Source organism: Erwinia sp. MMLR14_017 (genome assembly GCF_033657285.1).
Classification (GTDB): Bacteria; Pseudomonadota; Gammaproteobacteria; order Enterobacterales; family Enterobacteriaceae; genus Erwinia.
Genome location: NZ_JAWVWP010000001.1, coordinates 395,945 through 411,078 on the forward strand (window position 1 = coordinate 395,945; position 15,134 = coordinate 411,078).

Annotated in this window: 14 protein-coding genes; 6 read left to right on the forward strand and 8 right to left on the reverse strand. The window is 55.8% G+C overall.

The window, feature by feature from the left end:
• Positions 1-108: 108 nt before the first annotated feature.
• Together deoR and deoC are read right to left on the reverse strand one after the other, a co-directional pair.
• Positions 109-879: a DNA-binding transcriptional repressor DeoR gene (gene deoR / locus SD961_RS01930; RefSeq protein ID WP_318788716.1), complete on the reverse strand. Its 771-nt coding sequence runs from the start codon at positions 877-879 to the stop codon at positions 109-111.
• A 24-nt stretch (positions 880-903) separates the two neighbouring features.
• Positions 904-1,578 (reverse strand): deoxyribose-phosphate aldolase, encoded by a 675-nt coding sequence (deoC, locus tag SD961_RS01935; RefSeq protein ID WP_318788717.1) that lies wholly within the window; start codon positions 1,576-1,578, stop codon positions 904-906.
• Between the two features lie 188 nt (positions 1,579-1,766).
• Between deoC and rbsK the strand changes: the two genes are divergently transcribed.
• Genes rbsK through SD961_RS01950 form a run of 3 tightly spaced genes read left to right on the forward strand, consistent with a single transcriptional unit; the run spans position 1,767 to position 5,039 of the window.
• A complete protein-coding gene (gene rbsK, locus SD961_RS01940; protein WP_318788718.1) occupies positions 1,767-2,681 on the forward strand; it encodes a ribokinase in 915 nt (304 codons plus the stop codon).
• Positions 2,682-2,694: 13 nt separating this feature from the next.
• Positions 2,695-4,023 carry an L-fucose:H+ symporter permease gene (fucP, locus tag SD961_RS01945; RefSeq protein ID WP_318788719.1) on the forward strand — a complete coding sequence of 443 codons (1,329 nt, stop codon included), beginning with the start codon at positions 2,695-2,697 and terminating at the stop codon, positions 4,021-4,023.
• On the forward strand, positions 4,020-5,039 hold the full coding sequence (locus SD961_RS01950) for an aldose 1-epimerase family protein (protein ID WP_318788720.1): 1,020 nt from the start codon (positions 4,020-4,022) through the stop codon (positions 5,037-5,039). Before fucP ends, SD961_RS01950 begins: the two co-directional genes overlap by 4 nt.
• A gap of 56 nt (positions 5,040-5,095) precedes the next feature.
• Here SD961_RS01950 and SD961_RS01955 read toward each other — a convergent pair whose 3' ends face one another.
• A complete protein-coding gene (locus SD961_RS01955) occupies positions 5,096-6,019 on the reverse strand; it encodes a sugar ABC transporter substrate-binding protein (RefSeq protein ID WP_318788721.1) in 924 nt (307 codons plus the stop codon).
• Between the two features lie 55 nt (positions 6,020-6,074).
• On the reverse strand, positions 6,075-6,854 hold the full coding sequence (locus SD961_RS01960; RefSeq protein ID WP_318788722.1) for a TIM barrel protein: 780 nt from the start codon (positions 6,852-6,854) through the stop codon (positions 6,075-6,077).
• A 192-nt stretch (positions 6,855-7,046) separates the two neighbouring features.
• Between SD961_RS01960 and SD961_RS01965 the strand changes: the two genes are divergently transcribed.
• The 3 genes from SD961_RS01965 (at position 7,047) to SD961_RS01975 (ending at position 10,527) form a co-directional block, all read left to right on the forward strand.
• Positions 7,047-8,996, forward strand: coding sequence for a sigma-54-dependent Fis family transcriptional regulator (locus SD961_RS01965; RefSeq protein WP_318788723.1), 1,950 nt, complete (start codon positions 7,047-7,049; stop codon positions 8,994-8,996).
• Positions 8,997-9,490: 494 nt separating this feature from the next.
• A complete protein-coding gene (locus tag SD961_RS01970; RefSeq protein WP_318788724.1) occupies positions 9,491-9,952 on the forward strand; it encodes a helix-turn-helix domain-containing protein in 462 nt (153 codons plus the stop codon).
• Positions 9,952-10,527, forward strand: coding sequence for a PIN domain-containing protein (locus tag SD961_RS01975; RefSeq protein WP_318788725.1), 576 nt, complete (start codon positions 9,952-9,954; stop codon positions 10,525-10,527). The genes SD961_RS01970 and SD961_RS01975 overlap by 1 nt, the downstream gene beginning before the upstream one ends.
• 421 nt (positions 10,528-10,948) lie before the next feature.
• Here SD961_RS01975 and urtE read toward each other — a convergent pair whose 3' ends face one another.
• The 4 genes from urtE to urtB are packed head-to-tail and all read right to left on the reverse strand — an operon-like array spanning position 10,949 to position 15,083.
• Positions 10,949-11,647: an urea ABC transporter ATP-binding subunit UrtE gene (gene urtE / locus SD961_RS01980; RefSeq protein ID WP_318788726.1), complete on the reverse strand. Its 699-nt coding sequence runs from the start codon at positions 11,645-11,647 to the stop codon at positions 10,949-10,951.
• Between the two features lies 1 nt (position 11,648).
• The gene (urtD, locus tag SD961_RS01985) at positions 11,649-12,440 is read right to left on the reverse strand and encodes an urea ABC transporter ATP-binding protein UrtD (protein WP_318788727.1); all 792 of its coding nucleotides are present in this window, start codon (positions 12,438-12,440) and stop codon (positions 11,649-11,651) included.
• Complete coding sequence (gene urtC, locus SD961_RS01990; protein WP_318788728.1) at positions 12,433-13,509, reverse strand: urea ABC transporter permease subunit UrtC; 1,077 nt, start codon at positions 13,507-13,509, stop codon at positions 12,433-12,435. Before urtC ends, urtD begins: the two co-directional genes overlap by 8 nt.
• Positions 13,509-15,083: an urea ABC transporter permease subunit UrtB gene (gene urtB / locus SD961_RS01995; RefSeq protein ID WP_318788729.1), complete on the reverse strand. Its 1,575-nt coding sequence runs from the start codon at positions 15,081-15,083 to the stop codon at positions 13,509-13,511. Before urtB ends, urtC begins: the two co-directional genes overlap by 1 nt.
• Positions 15,084-15,134 lie beyond the last annotated feature (51 nt).

The window sequence follows — 15,134 nt, forward strand, 5'->3', positions numbered from 1 at the left end:
GCTGAGTAGATACATATTCCGTTCAGCATTCTGCGCGGCTGGTTACATCTCTGTTTTTCATTCACTTTGCAGCGCGGCTGGAAGCAGCTTTTATCCAGCCTGAATCCTTCACTTCTGCGCCGTGATCAGCTCAATTCCCAGACTTTTCAGTTTGTTCGTCAGCTCCTTTGGCGGCATCTCATCACTGACCAGCGTGCCGAAGGCGCTTAGCTCGTCAATACGGGCGGGCAGCACTTTGCCAAACTTGCTACTGTCTGCCACCAGAATTTTTTGGTGGGCGCGCTGCATCGCCTGATGCTTCATCGGCAGCTCGTTAAGGTTGTAGCAGGTTGCACCCTGAATGGCATCAATCCCTGCGGCAGAGATAAACGCCTTACCGGGACAGAGGCTGTCCATTACCGAGCCGTGCCCCAGTGGGGTAAAGATGGCATTGTCGGCATGGAACTCGCCGCCGTTAAGGATAACCTGACAAGCTGGCTTCTCTTTCAGCGCCAGAAAGGTATTCATGGCACAACAGATAGCGGTAAAAGCTAACTCGTTATCAATGGCATCGACAATCCACGGCATGGTGGTGCCGCAGTCGAAAAATACCGTGTCGCCAGCTTCTATCAGCGAAGCCGCCAGCTGCCCCAGCCGCCGCTTTTTCTCGACGTTGTGCGCCTGCTGGTCAGTGACAAAATAGTGTCCCTGACTGTTTTTAGGGTCACTGACAATGTAGCCCCCGAGTAACACCACCGCCGAAGGCTGTTCGTTGAGATCCCGCCGGATGGTCATTTCAGAGACACCCAGCAGGCGCGCGGCTTCCCGCAGGTGGATTTTGTCGGTTCGCTTCAGCGCAGACGACAGCTTGTTTACGCGCTCATCGCGCCGGGTTTCCATGGTCAGTCACTCCTTAAAGAACGGTTAATATCCCTCGCCGGCGGGATGACTGCCGTTGACGATGGCGATGCCAGAACTGGTGCCGATGCGGGTGGCGCCCGCGTTGATCATGATATCGGCTGTCTGACGATCGCGAACCGCGCCTGACGCTTTCACCGCCACGTCCGGACCAGCTGTTTGCTGCATCAGACGAACATGTTCTTCGCGTGCGCCGCCGGTGCTGAAACCAGTGGAGGTCTTCACGAAGGCTACGCTGAGTGCGCGACAAATTTCACAGATTTGAACGATTTGTGCATCGCTGAGCAGGCAGGTCTCTAATATTACCTTCAATGGGATCGGGCCGCAAACCTCGCGCACCGCCTGAATATCGGCCTGCACAGCGGCAATCTCGCCACTCTGTAGCCAGCCGACGTTAATCACCATATCGATCTCTTCCGCTCCTGCCTCAATAGCCGCTTTAGCTTCGAACGCTTTAGCGCTGGTCAGTCCCGCGCCCAGCGGAAAACCGATTACGGAACAGACTTTCACGCCGCTGTTTTCCAGCGTTTTTGCTACCAGCGGCACATAACCCGAGTTGACGCAAACGGCGTAGAAGCGATGGGCAATCGCCTCTTCACACAGGGCGGTAATTTGCTGCACGGTGGCATTAGCCGCCAGCAGCGTGTGGTCAATGTAGCGGGCATAGTCAAGGTTTTGCACGGGGGAGTTCCTCAGCAGATAGGGTGTTTTGTTAAAATAATAACATTTTACGCTGACCGTCAATCTCCAATCATTACTCTGATGACGCGATTTTCAGGCTGAGACGGGTGTCACAAAAATAACACAAGATGATTGTTATTGTTATTTCTGCAACATTTAATGAAGAAAATTTACACGGGGAAAATGTTATGGATGTTGCCGTCATTGGCTCAAATATGGTCGACCTGATCACCTATACCAACACGATGCCAAAAGCCGGTGAGACCTTAGAAGCGCCCGATTTTGCTTTGGGCTGCGGTGGCAAAGGGGCAAATCAGGCCGTTGCGGCAGCGAAGCTTGGCGCTGCGGTGATGATGGTCAGCAAGGTTGGCGAAGATCTTTTTGCGGAGAACACGGTTAAAAATTTACGGCAGTTTGGCGTGAACGCTGACAACGTGACCGTTGCCGCAGGCACTTCAAGCGGGGTGGCACCAATCTTTGTCGACGATCGGTCGCAAAACCGCATTCTGATTATCAAAGGGGCGAATGCACACCTTGCGCCAGCGGATATCGATGCCGCCTCTGAAGCGCTGAAGCATTGTCGGCTGATAGTGTTGCAGCTGGAAATTCCGCTGCCGACGGTCTATTACGCCATCGACTTTGCGCGTCAGCACGGTATTCAGGTGATCCTTAATCCTGCTCCGGCAGTAGCGGAGCTGGATATTCAGTATGCCTGTCAGTGCGACTATTTCATGCCCAACGAAACCGAACTGGAGATCCTCACCGGCCTGCCCGTCAGTACGGATGAGGAAGTGATCAGGGCAGGGCAAATGTTGCTGGGACGCGGCCTGAAAAACCTGATCATTACCCTGGGAAGCCGGGGATCGGTCTGGATGCATGGCGATGAAGTCCACCGCGTTGACCCAACGCCGGTCAGGGCTGTGGATACCAGCGGAGCGGGAGATGCCTTTATCGGCTGCTTTGCCCACTTCCTGATCCAGCATGGCGATGTGGCTAAGGCGATGACGTCTGCCTCCGCCTATGCCGCCTGCAGCGTCACCGGACGGGGAACCCAGCTTTCCTATCCCGATGCCGATACCTTTCACCGTTTTCTCACCCGTTAACTGAGGATCCGCTATGCACCCGAACATCGTTCAGCAGCCTGATGGCTATTTAACTAAGACCCCGCTGTTGCAGTTTATTCTGCTCTCCTGCCTCTTCCCTTTGTGGGGATGCGCAGCCAGCCTGAATGACATTTTGATTACCCAGTTCAAAAGCGTGTTTGCGCTCAGCGATTTTGCCAGCGCGCTGGTGCAGAGCGCCTTCTACGGTGGCTATTTCCTGATTGCGATCCCGGCCTCGCTGGTGATCCGCAGCAGCAGCTATAAGGTCGCTATTCTGCTGGGCCTGGCGCTCTATATTGTCGGGTGCGTGCTCTTCTATCCCGCTTCTCACATGGCAACTTACACCATGTTTCTGGCGGCCATCTTCGCCATCGCCATTGGCCTGAGCTTCCTTGAAACGGCGGCAAATACCTACAGCTCAATGATTGGGCATCGGGATCACGCCACGCTGCGCCTTAACGTCAGTCAGACCTTCTATCCTGTAGGGGCGCTGATGGGCATTGTGCTGGGCAAATATCTGGTGTTTCAGGATGGCGACAGCCTGCACAGCCAGATGGCGGGCATGAATCCGGAGCAGTTGCACCAGTTCCGGCTGAGCATGCTGGAGCACACGCTGGAGCCTTATAAATATCTGGTGATGGTCTTAGTGGTAGTGATGGTGCTGTTCCTGGTGACACGTTACCCACATTGCAAGCCGCAGAGCGTCGGGAAAAAGTTGCCGAGCCTGGGAGAAACTTTTAGCTACCTGGCTAAGAACCGCCACTTCAGGCGTGGGATCATTGCTCAGTTCCTCTATGTGGGTATGCAGGTTGCCGTCTGGTCGTTCACCATCCGTCTGGCGCTGAACCTGGGGGCAGCTAACGAGCGCCACGCTTCTAACTTTATGATTTACAGCTTTATCTGCTTCTTTATCGGTAAGTTTGTCGCCAACTTCCTGATGACCCGTTTCCGCGCTGAAAAGGTGTTGATTGCCTATTCGGTGGTCGGGGTGATTACGCTGGCCTATGTGATGCTGGTACCAAATTTCACCGCTGTGTATGCCGCCGTTTTTGTCAGCGTATTGTTCGGGCCTTGCTGGGCAACCATCTACGCAGGAACGCTTTCCACCGTGGACAACAAATATACTGAGGTCGCGGGTGCCTTTATCGTGATGGCGATTGTGGGTGCCGCCTTCGTTCCGGCGTTGCAGGGGCTGGTCTCTGACCGTCTGGGTTCAATGCAGATGGCGTTCGGCGTCTCGTTACTCTGTTTTGCCTGGGTAGGATTCTATTTCTGGGGCGAACTGCGCCACAAAAAACAGCCGGTTGCCACCCGGGGTCGCCTGGCTGAGGAGGCTCGATGAAAACTACGCTGCCATTAAGCCCGGCGCTGTTTGGCGACACGCCGCGCACGCTGCTGGATAACGCCCATTTTAAGGTTGAGCTGTTCCGTTATCCTTCAGGGATTGAAGCGGTGCGGATGGTAAACAGTCGGGGCTTTATCATAGTGCTGCCTTTTTACGGTCAGATGGTCTGGGACGCGGTGTTTGACGGCCAGAGGCTGAGCATGGGCAGCGGTTTTAAACAGCCGTTGCCCGGTAAGGATATTATCGATACTTATGGCTGCTTTGCGTTTCACTCCGGCCTGCTGGCTAACGGCTGTCCTGGTGCAGAGGACGAGCATCCGCTACACGGTGAAATGGCCTGCGCGCGCATGGACAGCGCCTGGCTGGTGCTGGAGGAAGAGAGTGTTGCACTGCGGGGAGAAGCGGAATATATCAAAGGCTTCGGGCACCATTATCGCGCTTTGCCGGGCGTTACGCTGCTGGCGGAAAGACCAAGAGTCATCATTGAAATGGCGGTGACCAATCTTTCCGGCGCTGCCATGCCGTTGCAGTACATGTGCCATATGAATTATGCGTATGTAGAAAATGGCACCTTCAGCCAGACTATTCCGGAGAGCGCCTTCCAGCTCCGCAGATCCATTCCGGGTCACGTCCACCCCACGCCGGGTTGGCTGGAATATACCCGTCAACTCCAGGAAGATCCGCAGGCATTCGGTGGATTGACGCGTCCGGAAATGTACGACCCGGAAATCGTCTTCTTTGCGGATAATCTGGCGCAGTACGGCAGGCAGGCCACATTTTCGCTGCATTCTCCCGATGGCTACGGCTTCAGCACCAGCTTCGATACGGCACAGTTCAATTTTGCCACCCGCTGGATCCTGCATAATAACGATCAGCAGGTTGCAGCCTTTGTGTTACCGGCGACCTGCCGCCCGGAAGGCGCCAGTGCAGCTAAAAAGGCGGGCACCCTGATTACCCTTGAGCCTGGCGAACAGCGGAGCTTCAGGATAGAAACCGGGCTGACTGAAGCGTAAAAGGCCGCCGGTGAGGGAAACCGGCAGCCTTTTTCAGAACTTCACAGCGCGGCAGTCTACTTCACGTTTTTCGTCATAAAGCTGGTGTAGTTTTCCGGCGTGACGGTCTGGTAAGGGATCCAGATCGTCCCTTCGACTTTCTCGCCAGACAGCAACTTCTTCGCCGTCTGTACCGCCCCAATGCCCTGGCCTGCCGCGTCCTGGAAAATGGTCAGCGCAAGTTTGCCAGTCTTCACGAACTGTAGCGCATCGGGTGTACCATCAATGCCCGCCACCAACACCTCTTTATTGCCTGCCTGTTGCAATGCCATGATAGCGCCGATCGCCATCTCATCGTTGTTGGCGGCGATAGCATCAATTTTGTCACCGTTGAGCAGCCAGCCGGAGGTAACATCCACCGCTTCGTTACGCATCCATTGTGCAGACTGCTTCTCAACAACCTTCATATCTTTATATTTGGCAATCACCTCTTCGGTGGCTTTGGTACGCTGGCGGGCTTCCTCAGCAGAGAGCGCTCCCATCAGAATAGCGACGTTGCCTTTGTAATTCATTTTTTTCGCCAGCGCTTCCATCTCCATTTTGCCGCCCAGTGCCGAGTCTGAGCCGACGTAGGCCATATTCTCACCCAGCGGGATTTCTGGCTTGCGGTTAACGAAGATCAGCGGGATTTTTGCCCGTCTGGCGGCTTCCATCATCGGCTTCACCGCCTGGGTATCTACCGGATTCAGGATGATGGCATCCACTCCCTGATTGATAAAGTTCTCCACCTGCTGCACCTGGATCGCCACATCCCCTTTGGCATCTTCAAACTGACCGGCCATCTTCTCCCGCGCCAGCTCTTTCATCATCTGCGTGCGCAGGATAGAGACAAAATTGAGGTCAAAGTTCGCCAGCGCCACGCCAACGGTCTGCTCTTTGGCCTGGCTGAGAGGCGTCAGCAGCATGGTGCAGATCAGCAGTAAAGGTTTAGTCATTTTCATGGTGTTATTTCCTGTAGGGTACATCCCTTCATTGAGGGAAATTTTATTTATGAGGTCAGGATAAAAACTGCTCTTTAAAACGCATCAGGGCGCTCTCGCTATCACCTGAGGCCCAGCCTTCCATCGCCACCACGCCGCGATAGTTCATTGCTCTCAGCGCACTGGCGATGGCCCGGTAGTTGATCTCTCCGGTGCCAGGTTCCTGGCGGCCTGGCACATCCGCTACCTGGATTTCACCAATCGCGTTGCCGGCACGTCTTACCAGCTCGATTAAATTTCCCTCTCCGATTTGGGCGTGATAGAGGTCCAGATTAATACGCAGATGCGGGCTGTTGACCGCTTCAACCAACGCCAGCACCTCGCTGGCTTTGGCAAACGGCGTGCCGGGATGGTCAACGGCGGTATTCAGGTTCTCCAGGGTAAAGACTTTCCCGGCACGTTCCGCCAGGGCCGCCAGCTTGCCCAGCGTTTCTGCCGCTTTCAGCCACATTGCGCCGCTCACATGCTCCACCGGCTTCACCGGCAGACCGCGCTCATTCAGCCCGGTGCCGTGCAGATTAAGCGAAGGGCAACCCAGCTGCTCTGCCACCTGTAGCGACACTTCGGCGCTCGCCAGCAGCGCTGTTATCTCCTCTTCATCGGTTAAGTTGCCGGAAAGATACCCCGTCATAGAGGTAAATTTTGCCCCCGTGGCTTTTAACGCCGGAATGTCTTTGTTCTGCCAGTTCCAGATCTCCACGCCAAAACCGAGCTGGTGGATGCGCTTCACCCGTTCAATAAACGGCAATTCCAGAAAAACCATTTCAGCGCATACGGAAAGAGTAAAAAGGGTCATCTTCTGCCTCCGCAGTTAACAGCAAAATCACAAGGCCACGCGGCCACAGGGAGAGTAGCAAATGTTATGCCAGCCACAAAAGCCCACGCTCAGCGGCTTATCTGCGGGCTTTCGATCACAAAGTGCACACAAAATAGACATGTAAACTCAACATGCAGATAAAATGGACATTCCATAATGGAGGGAAATAAAATGCATATACCTGATTTGCTCAGTGTGATGGGCGAAGAGTGCGAGGGCCTGGTTAGCCTGCCGGAAGGGGCAGAGGCGAGCCTTCGTGACGCGCAGCTGGAACAGGGCTGGCAGGATTTCAATGCCGGACTGGAACCCGACTCTGTCCGCCCGGCGATCCGGCGCTCATGGCAGGCGAGTCGTGAGGCGGCGATCGATCCTGGCGCAGTCAATTATGTTTTTCCTGCTGAAGCAGAGTTGAAGGCGATCCTGCAAAAACAGGCTGAGCTGATTGAGGTGGCAGGAAGCATCATGCAGAGCCTGCTGGCTTACAATCCGGACGGGCACATCAATCTGACCGATGCCGATGGCGTAACCCTTTGCTACTGCGGGCTGGATATGACGCCAGTAGGCAGTATTCTGCGCGAGTCAGTCATGGGGACCAACTGCACCGGGCGCTGCCTGAATGAACAGCGGCTGGTCTATTTGCTGAGCGGCGAAAACTGGAAACAGGAGCTGCGCCAGCGGCACCGGCAGTGTGCCGCCGCGCCGGTGCGTAATGCCGAAGGCAGGATGATCGGCGTACTGACGCTGACCGCCAGTCAGGACAATTTCCACTATCACACGCTGGGCACGGTGCAGGCGGCGGCGGAAGCCATTGGTCGCCAGCTGGTGCTGCGCAGTCTGCTGGCCGAGCAGCGCTCCATTCTGGAAACCCTGAATGAAGGGGTGATCGTGACCGATGCCAGCGGCACCATCAAAACCATCAACCGCTATGCCCGGCAGATTTTTCGCGGCCTGCAGCTGACCGGCAGGGATCTGGATAAGGCATTGCTCCCGGAGGGGCTGAGGCTGACCGATATTACGTTCTGTAACGACAGAGAGGTGATATTTCAGCCGCCGGACCGGCCTCGCGTGGCCTGTCTGGTCTCGGTAATGCCCGCTCCGGATGGCGGACGCATCGTTTCACTGCGCGATAATCAGCGTATTCGCGCCATTACCCGTCAGGTGATGGGCATCGGCGCCAGCTATACCTTTGAGATGATTTGTGGTCGTTCACCGGCGCTAACCGAAGCGCTGGAGAAGGCAAGAACCAGCAGCAGAAGCGACAGCACCGTGCTGCTGACCGGTGAAAGCGGCACCGGAAAAGAGCTGTTTGCGCAGGCGATCCATAACGGCAGCGATCGTCAGGGCGGGCCGTTTATCGCGGTGAACTGCGCTGCGCTGCCGCGTGATTTAGTCCAGAGCGAGCTGTTTGGCTACGTGGACGGTGCCTTTACCGGCTCCCGGCGCGGCGGCGCGGCAGGAAAGTTCGAGCTGGCTGAGGGCGGCACGCTGTTCCTGGATGAGATCGGCGATATGCCGCTGGAGGCGCAGACCAGCCTGCTGCGGGTGTTGCAGGAAGCGGAAGTGATGCGCATTGGCGCGCAGCGCCCGGTAAAAGTCGACGTCAGGATCATTGCGGCCACTAACTGCGATCTGCTGCGGGCGATGGAGACAGGGGCGTTTCGGCGCGATCTTTTCTACCGCCTGAACGTCCTCTCTCTGCGCATCCCCGCGCTGCGCGAACGTACTGGGGATGTGCCTCAGCTGGTGGAGTGGTTCAGCGAAAAGATGTGCACCCGGCTGAAGAAAGCCAGCGTGCAGTTTACCTCCGGGGCGATGGCCGCATTAAGCTGTTATCCCTGGCCTGGCAATGTGCGGGAGCTGGAGAATATTGTCGAACGGGCGATCAACCTCAGCGACAAACAGCTGATCCACGCCGAAGATTTGCCGGAGGAGATCGGCAGCAGTCCGGAGCAGTGCGATCCGCAGCGGCTGGAGAGCAGCGAGCGTGCGCATATCATCTCTGTTCTCTCATCGTTAAAAGGCAACCTGCGCCGCACGGCCCAGACGATTGGCGTCTCCCGCGCCGGGCTTTACAACAAGCTCAAAAAGCATGGTATCAGCGTGGATGAATTCCGGGGATGAAAGCCTCGATGTACCTGAATCTTACCTCTACACTGTCGATGACAATTTTGCGGCCTTCATCCTTGAATCATATCATCAGCAGAAACAGCGTTAGCCATGTACTGGTGCGCCTTTGACAGCGTTTAACTAAAAAATGAGACGTGTTGCGTCAATTCTATCCGCCAGCGGGGGTATCAGATCGCAAGAAATCGCGTAGCGTTGCCTGATTTTAAGTGGCTGCGGTGAATTATTGGCACGTGAACCAAATCCAATTTATAAAAATAGCGTTTCTTCATATCTGCACAATCCATCCTTTTCGTTTGTTTCGAATGTTGTGGGTTTCGTTTATTTCGATTACTATATATCGGCTGACACTGATTTAGTGGGTGGGCAGTAGAATCGATAAATTGAAAATCTGAAAAATGCTGAAACTTGAATCTCGAAAAATTTTGAAACTTGAACTCTGAAAACTCTGAAAACTCTGAAACTTTTGAACTTAGAAATTGGAAAACGACATGACTAGCTCAATTCTGGACAGTGTAAGCCTTCCGGCTCAGAAGGAAATTGAGGTCGCTTTACGTGGACAAAGAGAACTGGCGACGTTTCTCTCCACCAAGCTTGAAACACAAAAAATATCAATTCAGGATGCAAACGACGAAACGCACCAAATCGAGTTACCAACCTCAGCTCTGACGTTGTTGATGAAGGTTCTGGGAGAGTTGGCTGTAGGAAATGCGGTTCAGGTAGTGCCGGTTCATGCTGAATTAACCACACAGGAAGCTGCCAACATTCTAAATGTTTCACGGCCTCATATGGTGAAACTGCTGGAAGAGGGCAAGCTTCCTTATCATAAAACTGGCCGCCATCGCCGCATACTGTTTGCAGATCTGATGCGCTATAAAGCTCAGCGCGAAAGTGAAAGTAATGATGCTATGCAGGAGTTGGCTGATCTAAGCCAGGAACTCGGTTTTTACTAATGACTCATTCGCCTTATCCGGTTGTACTGGATGCCTGTGTCATCTATCCAAACATGCTGCGTGACCTGCTTATGCGGCTTGGATTAAGTGGTTTATACCAGCCAAAATGGACCGCTATTATCCATGATGAATGGCAAAGAAACTTAGTTAAGAATATGCCAGGAGTAAATCTGGAAAAGGTTAAGCATGTGGAGGTGCTGATGAACAGAGCGCTTCCTGATGCCCTTGTTACTGGCTTTGAGCCAATGATTGCAGGATTATCGTTACCTGATGCAGATGACAGGCATGTAGTGGCTGCTGCCATAAAGTGCAATGCTGAAGTTATCGTGACGTTCAACTTAAAGGACTTCCCGCCTGAGAGTTTGGATGCACTGGACATAGAAGCGATGCACCCGGATGAATTCATATTAGATTTAATTGATTTGAATCTGGCGCTGGTTTTGCAGTCTGCGCGAACTCAGCGAACAAGCCTTAAAAATCCGCCAATGGAGGCAGATGAATATTTGGCGTCACTGTTAAAGCTCGGATTACCTATGACGGTGAGAGCTTTGGAAGGTTATCGCTTTATGATTTAGCCCGCCACAGGCGGGCTGTGTCCTGTTGAACGCATTCTGACAGAGGATCGCTTAAATTTCGTTCTGGCATATCCCTGGTATCATGACTGCAATTGGTCTAACCATGTCGAAATCTTTACGATGAGGCATCAAAGCCGCATTTCTGAATTAATTTCACTGGTTAGACCCATCAACTTGAAAAAACTTTCGTTTTCCAATACTACCAGCCCCTAAACCAACATTACATATTGGATGTAATGTTGGTTGGCAATTGCCCCATGGTAACGGTTTCAGACTGTGACTATTAGTTTCACCTCCCTTACCGCAGCCCGCTGTTTGATGGCGTCAGCGAAGCGCTTGATCATAGTGGATTAAGGAGGCTGTACGGGAGCGCTCATTCAGCGGCTCCCGTTTTGTTACTCAGGCCGGGCTGCGAAGCCCGTCAGATAGCCACTAAACCCCGAACGCCCTCTGCTGCCATATTCTCGCCCAGGCCACGCTGGACGATTTCGCCTCGCGACATCACCAGATAACTGTCGGCCAGCTCGGCCGCAAAGTCGTAGAACTGTTCAACCAGCAGAATCGCCATATCACCCCGCTGGGCGAGCTGGCGGATCACGGCACCAATCTCTTTGATCACCGAAGGCTGAATGCCTTCGGTAGGTTCATCCAGAATCAGCAGTTGTGGCTTACAGGCTAAGGCGCGGCCAATCGCCAGCTGCTGCTGCTGACCGCCGGAGAGATCGCCGCCACGACGCTGCTTCATCTCTTTCAGCACCGGAAAGAGCTGATAGATCTCTGCCGGTACCTGTTTGGCGTCGGCACCGGAAAAGCGCGCCAGCCCCATCAGCAGATTCTCTTCCACAGTCAGCCGGGGGAAGATTTCGCGCCCTTGCGGCACATAGGCGATCCCCGCCTGTACGCGCTGGTGCGGTTTGCGGTTGTTGATCGGTTTATCCTGCCAGCTGATGGTGCCGGACTTCGCCGGGATCAGCCCCATCAGACATTTCAGCAGCGTGGTTTTGCCGACGCCGTTTCGTCCCAGCAGGCAGGTGACTTCGCCCGGTTTGGCCTCGAAAGAGAGGCCGCGCAGGATATGGCTGCCGCCATAATATTGGTTGAGTTGCGATACCTGTAACATCTTAGCGCCCCAGATAAACTTCGATAACCTGCTCGTTCGCCTGTACGTCGCGCAGCGAGCCTTCGGCAAGAACCTGCCCCTGATGCAGCACGGTCACATGGTCGGCAATGGTTTCCACAAAGCCCATATCGTGCTCCACCACCATCAGCGAATGCTGTCCGGCCAGGCTGCGAAACAGCTCTGCCGTGTACGCCGTTTCAGCATCGGTCATACCCGCCGCCGGCTCATCCAGCAGCAGCAGATGGGGATCCTGTACCAGCAGCATGCCGATCTCCAGAAACTGCTTCTGCCCGTGAGAGAGCAAGCCCGCCGGACGATAACGCTCCGCGCCAAGCCTCAGCAGCTTCAGCACCTCGTCAATGCGATCCTGCTGTTCGCTGTTGAGGCGGCTGCGCAGGCATGCCCAGACGGACTTGTTGGTTTTCAGCGCGATCTCCAGGTTCTCAAAGACCGTCAACGCTTCAAAGACCGTCGGCTTCTGAAATTTACGGCCAATACCGATGCGGGCAATTTCTGGCGGAGAGAGGGTAGTGAGGTCGGTATTCTGGTCGTACAGCACCCGTCCATTATCGGGCCGCGTTTTGCCGGTGATCACATCCATCAGGGTGGTTTTTCCTGCGCCGTTGGGGCCGATAACGCAGCGTAATTCCCCAACGCCAATTTCCAGCGACAGATTGGTCAGCGCCCTGAAACCGTCAAAGGAGACGTTGATATTCTCCAGCAGCAGTACCGGATCGGTTTGTTCCCTGTGGCGATCTGCGGGGTGCGGCTGGGTGAAAAGTTGATCAGTCATGACGCCTCCTGCGCAGTAACCCAATAACGCCACGAGGCAGGAACAGAGTCACAAGAATAAACATCAGCCCGAGGAAGAACAGCCAGTATTCGGGGAAGGCGACGGTAAACCAGCTTTTGGCCCCGTTCACGATCCCTGCGCCCAGCAGCGGGCCAATTAACGTGCCTCTTCCGCCCAGCGCAACCCAGATAGCGGCTTCGATGGAGTTGGTCGGCGACATCTCGCTGGGGTTAATAATGCCCACCTGCGGCACATAGAGCGCGCCCGCCAGGCCACACAGCACGGCGGAAAGCGTCCAGACAAACAGCTTGAAGCCTTTGGGATCGTAACCGCAAAACATCAGGCGGTTCTCCGCATCGCGTACTGCCGTCAGCACGCGACCAAATTTGCTGCGGGCAAGCGCAAAGCCAATCACCAAACTGGCAATCAGCAGCAGCACGGTAGCGACAAACAGGCCGATCCGCGTGCTGGTGGCGGTGACCTGAAAGCCCAGCAGCGTGGTAAAGCCGGTAAAACCGTTGTTGCCGCCAAAGCCGGTTTCATTACGGAAGAACAGCAGCATACCGGCGTAAGTCAGCGCCTGGGTCATGATCGAGAAGTAAACGCCTTTGATCTTTGAGCGAAAGGCGAACCAGCCAAAGATCAGCGCCAGCACACCCGGTACCAGCACGATCAGGCAGAGCGCCCAGGCAAAGTGCTGGGTGCCGACCCAGAACCACGGCAGCTCGTTCCAGGAGAGAAAGGACATAAAGGCTGGCAGCCCGTCGCCGGAAGCCTGCCGCATCAGATACATGCCCATCGCGTAGCCGCCCAGCGCAAAGAACAGACCATGACCGAGGGAGAGCAGACCGGCATAGCCCCAGACCAGATCCAGCGCGACGGCCACGACGGCGTAGCAGAGGATCTTGCCGATCAGCGTCAGCGTGTAGGTGGAGAGCGCCAGCGGATTATCTCCCGGCAGCAGCGCCAGAAAAGGCAGCACCAGCAGCGCTGCCAGCGCCAGCAGGCCAACGACCAGGCTGAGGCGTGGCGCTTTCTGCACCAGGGTAAGCGTTATGGGTTGCGTCATCAGTCGATCACCCTTCCTTTAAAGGCGAACAGCCCCTGCGGCCGTTTCTGAATAAACAGCACGATCAGCACCAGAATCAGGATTTTGCCGAGCACCGCGCCAATTTGCGGCTCCAGCACTTTATTAAGGATCCCCAGCCCAAAAGCGGCGACCACGGTACCGGCCAGCTGACCCACGCCGCCGGTTACCACCACCAGGAAGGAGTCGATGATGTAGCCCTGGCCCAGCTCCGGCCCGACGTTGCCCAGCTGCGACAGCGCAACGCCGCCCAGACCGGCAATGCCGGACCCCAGCCCAAACGCCAGCATATCCACGCGGCCCGTTGGCACGCCGCAGCAGGCAGCCATGGCGCGGTTCTGCGTCACGGCACGCACGTTCATGCCCAGCCGGGTTTTATTCAGCAGTAGCCAGGTCAGGAACAGCACGCCAAAGACAAACAGGATCACCGCAAGGCGGTTATAAGGCAGCACCAGGTTTGGCAGCACCTGCACGCCACCAGAGAGCCAGGGCGGGTTGGCAACTTCCAGGTTCTGCGCCCCGAACAGCACACGCACCAGTTGGATCAGCATCAGACTGATGCCCCAGGTAGCGAGAAGGGTTTCCAGCGGGCGGCCATACAGATGGCGAATGATGGTGCGCTCCAGCGCCATCCCTGTGGCTGCGGTAACGAAAAAGGCCACCGGCAGCGCGAGCAGTGGATAGAAGGCCAGCCAGTCAGGAGCAAACCGCTGGAACAGCGTCTGTACCATCCAGGTGGCATAGGCGCCCAGCATCAGCATTTCGCCATGGGCCATATTGATGACGCCCAGCAGGCCGTAGGTAATGGCAAGACCCAGAGCCGCCAATAGCAGCACCGAACCAAGCGACAGGCCGGTAAAGGCCTGGCCGAGCAGGTCGCCCAGTATCAGGCGCTGTTTGATCTGCTTCAGGCTCCCGGCGGCGGCGGCGCGAACGTCAGCATCCGGCTCGTTCTGCGGCTGCGTTAAGCGCTCAAGCGCTGCCTGAGTTTGCGGATCGCTGGTTTCACCCAGCAGCTTTACCGCCTGCAGGCGGATTTGAGGGTTGGCATCAGCAATTTGCAGCCCCGCAACAGCCTGCGCCAGCACGCTGTGCACGTCAGCATCCTTCTCTGCCGCCAGACGCTGGGTCAGCAGCGGCAGCTGGTCTGCCTGCGCGTCGTTTTGCAAAGCACGTGCCGCGCCCAGACGAGTCGCCACGTCGTCGCTCACCAGCTGATGGGCAGCCAGCGTGGTGGCCACCATGACCCGCAGGCGGTTATTCATAAACAGCTTTTTGGTGCCGCCAGCAGGCTGTGCCGCGCTATCCAGCGGCGTGAGCTTGCCTGCGGTCTCCCTGAAAGGCTGTTTGTTCTCATCCAGCACCACATTCTCTTTACGCAGCGCCTGAAGAAAGGGCAGGCGAGCGGGGTCCGGTGTTGCCGCCCAGGCCTGCAATAATTTAATCTGGCCTGTCCGGCTGGCTGCGGCGAAATCCGCTGCCGGGCCGGCAGACGCTGCCAGCGGTGCCAGCAGGCACAGCGCAAACAGCAGGGTAAGAAAAGGGCGAATCGTCATCGCAATGCCCCTCCATGTCAGGGGTGCAGGAAACGGGCCGGTACACCGGCC